Source organism: Streptococcus sp. UBA632 (assembly GCF_002300045.1).
Classification (GTDB): Bacteria; Bacillota; Bacilli; order Lactobacillales; family Streptococcaceae; genus Streptococcus; species Streptococcus alactolyticus.
The window spans coordinates 1-7,545 of record NZ_DBPA01000041.1 but is presented as its reverse complement, the minus strand read 5'-3'; the positions used below and the strand labels follow the sequence as shown (position 1 = coordinate 7,545).

Genomic DNA, 7,545 nt, shown 5'->3' with positions numbered 1-7,545 from the left:
AACAAGATAAGGCTTGTCTTTGGATTTAAAAGATTTGAAAAAAGTGGGACGTCCAGCTATCCTTTTAAGTTTTGTGCCGGCTTCATTTGAAATTCTTGGCGTCATGGTTTTTGCTCCATTATTGTTAGGGGTATCTTTAATGGATGCTGCTATTTTAGGTGCTGTGCTAGGCGCGGTGTCCCCTGCCGTTGTTGTTCCAAGAATGATCACACTTATTCATGATAAGTTTGGAACTAAAAAAGGAATCCCCCAGTTAGTTTTAGCGGGTTCTTCTGTTGATGATATTTATGCGCTTATTTTATTTTCTTCCTTCCTTTCATTGTCACAAAGTGGTGAATTCAACTTAATAAATCTCTTAAGTCTTCCACTCTCCATCTTATCCGGTGTGCTTATTGGATTTTTAAGTGGCTATTTACTTTCTAAATTTTTCGAGAAGATTCACTTAAAACCATTGATTCAAGTCTTAATTCTACTAAGTCTATCCTTTGTCTTGGTAAGTATAGAAGATTCTTTCGCAAATCTCCCTTTTTCAGGTATTTTGGCGGTAATGAGTCTGGCGATTATGCTTTATCGACAAATTCCTGAACAAGCTGAAAAAATATCTCAACTATATAATACATTATGGATTCCTGGTGAAATCTTTTTGTTTATTTTAGTTGGTGCTTCGGTCAATATCCAATATGCCTTCTCTGCTGGCTTTTTACCAATTCTTGTTATTCTTTTTGCTTTAGGTATTCGAATGATTGGAACTTGGCTCAGCTTAATAGGAACTGACTTAGATTCGAAAGAAAAAACTTTTACCTTAATTGCTTATCTACCAAAAGCTACCGTCCAAGCCGCGATTGGTGGGGTTCCTCTTGCTATGGGACTTCCGGCGGGAGAACTCATTTTAACGATGTCTGTGTTAGCCATTTTGATTACTGCACCTCTTGGAGCTTTTGGCATAGATTTCAGTTACCGTAAATTACTAACAGATGATTCTTGATTTTTCGTTCATGTTTTCTCAGATAAACACAAAAAAACGTATAGATTCGGTGATAGACACGGCAAATCAATACGTTGGATGATTCATTTTGTATGACTGTATAATGGCAATGATACTCGAAACAAAATGATGATATCAGTATAACAAGATAACATTTGTTTGTAAACACCTTTTTGACGAATTCTACGAGACCTTACTGCCGCTTACTTTATACCTACAAGGACAGACATCGCAACTGTAATGGATGGTAGTGGCTCTGCCAAGAGTTCCAGTCGTTTCCCTTCATCTGCTCCCCACGTTAAAGGCGTCATTTCTAATAACCAGCGGTAAACTTCTGCTGTAAGAGACACTTCATATCTAACATGTTCATGTAAGTAATTTGGATATGCTTGTTCAAAACGTTTGATTACCGGTTCGTTCTCATAGCTCTGCTTTTCTTCCTCCAGCATAAACAATTTTTGACGAAGCTCAATTAAATAATCCGCATCGGGAACTACTTTGACAACTACACCACCTTTTTTCAAGAGACGACCAAACTCTTCATAATGAGATGGCGATAAAATATTCAAAATCGCATCAAACTGCTCTCCGGCAAATGGAGAATGAGCCAAATCAGCCACACACCAAAATGCATCGTCAAAATAATGAGAGGCTGCCAACTGAATAGCGTCTTTGGAAATATCAAAACCAATTTTAGTGCCAGATACTCCCTGATTTTGTAAATAATGTAGGTGAGAGCCTTCTCCACATCCCACATCTAGAAGTGCTGTTATATTTCTTCCCTCTAATTGTTTTTTTACGACGTCCAGCATTGGCTGAAAAAAGCCAGTCTCTGCCAGTTTTTTTCGGCTCGACAGCATTTTTTTATCATATTCATTCTGTCCACCTTTTAATAAAAGATGCAGCGTTCCTTTTTTAGACAAATCGAATTGATGATTCTCCACACAAACTACACTTGTCCCCACTACATCCGTAAAATTTTGCTTGCATACGGGGCATTGGAACAAGTGCAGATTTTCTTTCATAAATAAACCACTTCGCTCAATTTTTTTCACATAAAGACTCCTTCTTATTCTATTCATTCTATTTTACTATATTTCATCTTGATAAGGACTTGTTAGTTGAAAATTTTCATCAATCGGTTCCAAAAATGCACTTTTCCATGTTAAAAGAAAGGCCACAAGAAAAGAAACAAGGCAATATTCAATCCCTCTAAATACTTATGCAAAATTCTTTTCTTTTTTAATTCCTTAAAAGCCAAGCCTAAATCAATCAATTCTAAGAGCTCTTCCTTTGTAAAATCAATCTCTTTCACAAATGATTTTTGTTTTGTCATATGTCATCTCCACCCTTTTATTCTGAAATATTATAATTTATTTTAGCATAAATATACCATTTGTCAATATTTTCTGAATAAAAATAAAATATAGCACTCTAATGACAGGAGTGATAATTTTGTAATCTTTTTCCTTGATTTCTAGTCATCACATGCTATAATGGAAATATAAATTTGACTATCTTTGACCTTTGTCGCCATAGTCAGTGATTTCGAAAGGAGGGTATATTATATGCTCTGTCAAAATTGTCATTTAAATGAATCAACCATTCATCTTTATACAAATGTCAACGGTCAGCAAAAGCAGATTGACTTGTGCCAAAACTGCTATCAAATCATGAAAACTGACCCTAACAATACTATTTTAGGAAATCTAGGTGGGGGGCAATCAGCTACGTCAAACAATCAAAACCAAGCATCTGGTACCAATCCATTTGACGATTTTTTTAGCAATCTAGGTAACTTCCAAGCATTTGGAAATCAAAACTTCCAAAATACACCTCCAACTCAGTCAGGAAATGGTGGGCGTAACGGAGGCAACAATAACAACAACTATCGCAACAATGGTGGTGCCCAACAACCAAAAGGCTTACTAGAAGAATTTGGTATCAATATTACTGAAATGGCCCTTCGTGGCGATATTGACCCTGTCATCGGACGTGATTCTGAAATTGTCCGTGTCATCGAAATTCTCAACCGCCGTACCAAAAATAACCCTGTCCTCATCGGAGAACCTGGTGTTGGTAAAACCGCAGTTGTGGAAGGCCTAGCCCAAAAAATCGTTGACGGCAATGTGCCACAAAAATTGCAAAACAAACAAGTCATTCGCTTAGATGTGGTTAGCCTCGTTCAAGGCACTGGCATCCGTGGTCAATTTGAAGAACGCATGCAAAAATTGATGGAAGAAATCCGCAAACGTAAGGACGTTATCCTCTTCATTGATGAAATTCACGAAATTGTTGGTGCAGGTTCAACAGGTGATGGCAGCATGGATGCAGGTAACATTTTGAAACCAGCCTTGGCACGCGGTGAATTGCAACTGGTTGGGGCAACAACCCTCAATGAATATCGCATCATCGAAAAAGATGCTGCTTTAGAACGTCGCATGCAGCCTGTCAAAGTGGATGAACCAAGCGTTGAAGAAACCATTACCATTCTTCGTGGTATTCAAAAGAAATATGAAGATTACCACCATGTCAAATACAGTGATGATGCTATTGAAGCAGCCGCAAATCTATCAAACCGCTATATTCAAGACCGTTTCTTGCCTGACAAGGCCATCGACCTTCTTGATGAAGCTGGTTCTCGCATGAATTTGACGCTTAATTTTATTGATCCAAAAGAAATCGATAAACGTCTAGAGCAAGCTGAAAACTTGAAAACTCAAGCCACTCGTGAAGAAGATTACGAACGCGCTGCTTATTTTCGCGACCAAATCGCTAAATACAAGGAAATGCAGCAACAAACTATCAACGAGGAAGATATTCCAGTCATCACTGAAAAAACCATCGAAGCGATCATTGAAGAAAAGACCAACATTCCTGTTGGCGACTTGAAAGAAAAAGAACAATCTCAATTGATTCATTTAGCCGATGATTTGAAGAAACACGTGATTGGACAAGATGAGGCTGTGGATAAAATTGCCAAAGCCATCCGCCGTAATCGTGTCGGACTTGGTACCCCAAATCGTCCAATTGGTTCTTTCCTTTTTGTCGGGCCAACTGGTGTTGGTAAAACCGAACTTTCAAAGCAATTGGCTATCGAACTCTTTGGTTCAGCTGATAGCATGATTCGTTTTGATATGTCTGAGTACATGGAAAAACACGCTGTCGCTAAACTTGTCGGAGCCCCTCCAGGGTATGTTGGTTACGAAGAAGCTGGACAATTGACTGAAAAAGTACGCCGCAACCCTTATTCACTTATCTTGCTTGATGAAGTGGAAAAAGCGCATCCTGATGTGATGCATATGTTCTTGCAAGTTCTTGATGACGGTCGTTTGACAGACGGACAAGGACGCACAGTCAGCTTCAAGGATACCATTATCATCATGACATCAAATGCCGGAACTGGTAAGGTAGAAGCTAGCGTTGGTTTTGGGGCAGTACGCGAAGGACGCACTAATTCTGTTCTAGGCGAATTAGGCAACTACTTCAGCCCTGAATTTATGAACCGTTTTGACGGCATTATCGAATTCAAATCACTCAGCAAGGATAACTTGCTCCACATCGTCAACCTCATGCTTGATGATGTTAACAAACGCCTTGCTCAAAATGACATTCATCTTGAAGTAACCGATAAGGTAAAAGAAAAATTGGTTGACATTGGTTACGACCCTAAAATGGGAGCACGTCCTCTCCGTCGTACTATTCAAGACTACATTGAAGATGCTATTACCGACTACTATCTTGAAAATCCAAGCGAAAAAGATTTGAAGGCTGTTTTGACCAGCAAGGGCAAGATTAGCATCAAATCCGCTAACAAAGACAAAGATAAAGATGCTGAAACCGTATCAGAACCGACAGAATAAGTCATTATTCTCCAGATAGCAACTATCTGGAGAATTTTAAAAACCAATATTATTAAAATATTCAGATAACTTTCTGGAAAAAATGAGAGCGATTTAGTATAATATAAGTAATGGATGGATTTAGTGTCGTCAGGTTTGTCTGATTCGCTGCTTCTATCCCATTTACCAATGGAGGAAAAGCATTATGACAAATCCTACTTTCGGTCAAAAATTAGACCATGTTAACTATAAAGCGCGCTATGGCGTGTATGCGATTATTCCAGATAAGAGCCAAACGCAAATCATTTTAGTTCAAGCTCCAAACGGCTCATGGTTTTTGCCTGGTGGCGAAATCGAAGCTGGTGAAGACCATTTTACCGCCTTGCAACGTGAGCTCCGAGAAGAATTGGGCTTTTCAGCGGATATTGGCTATTATTATGGGCAAGCCGATGAGTACTTCTACTCACGTCATCGCAATACCTACTTCTACAACCCTGCTTACTTGTACGAAGTCACCCATTTTCAAGAATTAGGGGCACCGCTTGAGGACTTTAACAACCTCGCTTGGTTCCATGTTGAAGAAGCCATCCAAAAATTAAAACGCGGCAGCCACCAATGGGGTGTGAAAGCCTGGCTGAAAAAACACCATAAAAACGCTTAATTTGTTAAAAATCGTGTTATAATATTAATGTAAAGAAAACATCAGGAGGGGAGTATATGAGATTAATCAACACCACCAGTAGCCACTCTGAGTTAGTTCGTAACCAACTTCGCAATACGGATGCTCAGCTGGTTGAGACTTATTCAGCAGGAAATACTGACGTTATTTTCACGCAGGCGCCTAACCACTACGAGCTGTTGATTTCAAACAAATATCGCGCTATTAAAGATAGTGAAATTGAAACCATTCGTGAGTTTTTCCTCAAGCGTAAAATCGATACGTCAAGTATCCAATTAGACCAGATAAAAACTCTACACACGGCTAATCTCATTGAAATTTCATTCCCAACAGCTCCTTAATCTGAGGCATTTTGTCTCAGATTTTTTCTTTTGGACAAGCAAAAAAGCTAGGATTCTCATCCTAGCTTTTGATTTTTTATTGGCTTATTCAAAACCTTCGCTTACGGCTGCTGAAAAATTCGTTTCAACAATGTCAGCACAGTGGTCACAGATTGTCACACCGTATGAGCGTTCCGCTGTTGTTGGGTCAACACGGCGACAGCGGTCACAAACAGCACCTTCTGCATGAGCAACTGTGAAGGCAACATCTTCAAAAGCAACGGCATCTGCTGGCGCAGCTTCATCTGTAATGGTCAATTGAGAAACAATCAACAATTGCGCAATGTCGCTATCAAGGGCTGTCAAAAGTGTTCTCACTTCTTCGCTCGCATAGATTGTCAAATGAGCTTCCAATGATTTACCGATAACTTTAGTATTACGCGCTTCTTCCAAGGCTTTTTGAGCTTGGTTGCGAAGGGTCATGAAGGCATCCCATTCTTCAAGGATATTGTCTTGACCTTCAAAGACTTCTGCTTCTGGTAATTCTGATAATTGCACGTACTCTTCTGGTTCAAACTCTAAGTATGACCAAATTTCTTCCGCAGTGTGTGGAAGGATTGGTGTCAACAATTTAGTGATTTTAACCAAAATGTCATAAAAGACGGTTTGCATTTGACGACGAGCAAGGTTGTCAGCTGCTTCGATGTAAACCACATCTTTGGCAAAATCAAGGTAGAAGGCAGACAAATCAACAGTGATGAAGTTCACAACAGCTTTGTAGATAGCCATGAAATCATAAGCTTCATAAGCTTTACGGATAGTTGCTACCAATTGGTTGAATTTCACGGTCATGTATTTATCCACAGAACGCAATTCTTCGTAAGCAACGGTATCTTCATTTGGATTGAAATCACTGGTATTTGCAATCAAGAAACGAAGGGTATTACGGATTTTACGGTAAGTTTCTGACGTTTGTTTCAAAATATCCATTGAAATACGAACATCGTTGCTAGAATCAACGCTTGTTACCCAAAGACGTAAGATTTCAGCACCAAATTGTTTTTCAACGTCACTTGGAAGGATAGTGTTTCCGAGTGATTTAGACATTTTTTCACCTTTACCATCAAGAACGAAACCTTGAGAAAGGACAGCTTTATAAGGAGCATGACCATTGACGGCAACTGAGGTAATCAATGATGAGTTGAACCAACCACGGTATTGGTCAGAACCTTCAAGGTAAAGATCAGCTGGATATTCCAAACCTTCGCGGGCATTCATAACACCATTCCATGAAGAACCTGAGTCAAACCAAACATCCATGATATCTGTTTCTTTGGTAAATTCGCCATTTGGTGAACCTGGGTGCGTGAAGCCTTCTGGAAGAAGGTCTTTGGCATCGCGTTCCCACCAAACGATTGAACCGTATTTTTCAAACAAATCTGCAACGTGGTCAGTCACTTCTTTAGTCATGATAGCTGTACCGTCTTCTGCATAGAAGATTGGAAGTGGCACACCCCAAGCACGTTGACGTGAGATAACCCAATCGCCACGGTCACGAATCATGTTGTAAAGACGTGTACGACCCCATTCTGGATAGAATGTTGTGCGGTCAATTTCATCAAGAATGTCTCGACGGAATTTAGAAACTGATGCAAACCATTGTGGTACAGCACGCCAGATGATTGGTTTCTTAGTACGCCAGTCAAATGGGTATGAGTG

General features: G+C 39.6%; 6 protein-coding genes and 1 pseudogene. 4 read left to right on the top strand and 3 right to left on the bottom strand.

Translation table 11 applies throughout. From position 1 onward, the window contains the following. The first annotated feature begins 19 nt into the window (after positions 1 to 19). Positions 20 to 985, top strand: a complete 966-nt coding sequence (locus tag B3473_RS05585) for a cation:proton antiporter (protein ID WP_293677858.1) — start codon at positions 20 to 22, stop codon at positions 983 to 985. Positions 986 to 1,188: 203 nt separating this feature from the next. Here the strand turns inward: B3473_RS05585 and B3473_RS05580 are convergent, their stop codons facing one another. Together B3473_RS05580 and B3473_RS05575 are read right to left on the bottom strand one after the other, a co-directional pair. Next, complete coding sequence (locus B3473_RS05580; RefSeq protein WP_126110948.1) at positions 1,189 to 2,040, bottom strand: methyltransferase domain-containing protein; 852 nt, start codon at positions 2,038 to 2,040, stop codon at positions 1,189 to 1,191. A 137-nt stretch (positions 2,041 to 2,177) separates the two neighbouring features. Continuing rightward, positions 2,178 to 2,321, bottom strand: a pseudogene (locus tag B3473_RS05575) (ornithine carbamoyltransferase); the annotation flags it as partial. A gap of 232 nt (positions 2,322 to 2,553) precedes the next feature. On the opposite strand from B3473_RS05575, the gene B3473_RS05570 reads away from it, so the two are divergent. The 3 genes from B3473_RS05570 (at position 2,554) to B3473_RS05560 (ending at position 5,847) form a co-directional block, all read left to right on the top strand. Next, positions 2,554 to 4,848, top strand: a complete 2,295-nt coding sequence (locus tag B3473_RS05570; RefSeq protein WP_235281199.1) for an ATP-dependent Clp protease ATP-binding subunit — start codon at positions 2,554 to 2,556, stop codon at positions 4,846 to 4,848. Positions 4,849 to 5,032: 184 nt separating this feature from the next. Next, on the top strand, positions 5,033 to 5,488 hold the full coding sequence (locus tag B3473_RS05565; protein ID WP_154454443.1) for an NUDIX hydrolase: 456 nt from the start codon (positions 5,033 to 5,035) through the stop codon (positions 5,486 to 5,488). Positions 5,489 to 5,544: 56 nt separating this feature from the next. Beyond that, on the top strand, positions 5,545 to 5,847 hold the full coding sequence (locus B3473_RS05560; protein ID WP_154454444.1) for a DUF1827 family protein: 303 nt from the start codon (positions 5,545 to 5,547) through the stop codon (positions 5,845 to 5,847). Between the two features lie 84 nt (positions 5,848 to 5,931). Here B3473_RS05560 and B3473_RS05555 read toward each other — a convergent pair. Continuing rightward, on the bottom strand, positions 5,932 to 7,545 hold a 1,614-nt coding region (locus B3473_RS05555; protein ID WP_293677851.1), incomplete at its 5' end, for an isoleucine--tRNA ligase.

Bases quoted from the DNA above. Each gene is read 5' to 3' on its own strand.
- B3473_RS05570 (WP_235281199.1), top strand. From the start codon at position 2,554: ATGCTCTGTCAAAATTGTCATTTAAATGAATCAACCATTCATCTTTAT.
- B3473_RS05565 (WP_154454443.1), top strand. From the start codon at position 5,033: ATGACAAATCCTACTTTCGGTCAAAAATTAGACCATGTTAACTATAAA.
- B3473_RS05560 (WP_154454444.1), top strand. From the start codon at position 5,545: ATGAGATTAATCAACACCACCAGTAGCCACTCTGAGTTAGTTCGTAAC.